The 662-nt window shown below is 62.7% G+C and carries 1 protein-coding gene; it reads left to right on the plus strand.

Going from position 1 to position 662, the window contains the following annotated elements:
* Window positions 1–388: 388 nt before the first annotated feature.
* A partial coding sequence (locus tag JHD07_RS25260) for a nucleoside deaminase (RefSeq protein ID WP_291626980.1) occupies window positions 389–662 on the plus strand: 274 nt, incomplete at its 3' end.

Raw genomic sequence — 662 nt, forward strand, 5'->3', positions numbered from 1 at the left:
GGTTGTCACTGGCCGCAGAGATCGCGGCCAGCTCGTTGATCCGACGCACGATCGTCTCGCCGAGAGATGCATTTTGAACGGCGTTAGCGGCGCCCATCTCGATGAACTTCCTCTTCTCTGGAAGGTGTGATTAGCATGAATGCGAGTGCGCGCCAGACCGCCTCACGCCGGTCATGCGCGGGCGAGCCCCTCGCCGGCATCATTTCTCCTTCTTGGCATCGTGACTGCACGTATAATCGCTATATTTCAATCGGTTGCCTCGGACAATGCCTGATCGGCAGCGGTCCGGACGGCCGCTGGTGATGTTCCACGGCAAATTGGTTATGAAGCACGGACAGGCGAAGCGGACCTTCTTGCGGCGCTTGGCGGGTACTGACCTGGAGTAGCGATGGACGACGCCTCCGAGCGCGACGAACACTTCATGCGCCTGTCGTTCGCGGTTGCGCGGCGCTCGCTCGACCATGGCAATCATCCCTTCGGCTGCATCATCGTCGCGGCCGACGGCACCGTCCTCATCGAGAGTGAGAACAGCTACATGCCGGATCACGACGGCACCGCTCATGCCGAGCGTCTCGCGGCCACCCGGGCCTGCCGCACGCTCGGCCGCGACGTACTGGCGAGAGCCACGCTCTATTCGTCAGCCGAGCCCTGCGCCATGTGTG

The organism is Bradyrhizobium sp. (genome assembly GCF_016462955.1).
GTDB lineage: Bacteria > Pseudomonadota > Alphaproteobacteria > Rhizobiales > Xanthobacteraceae > Bradyrhizobium.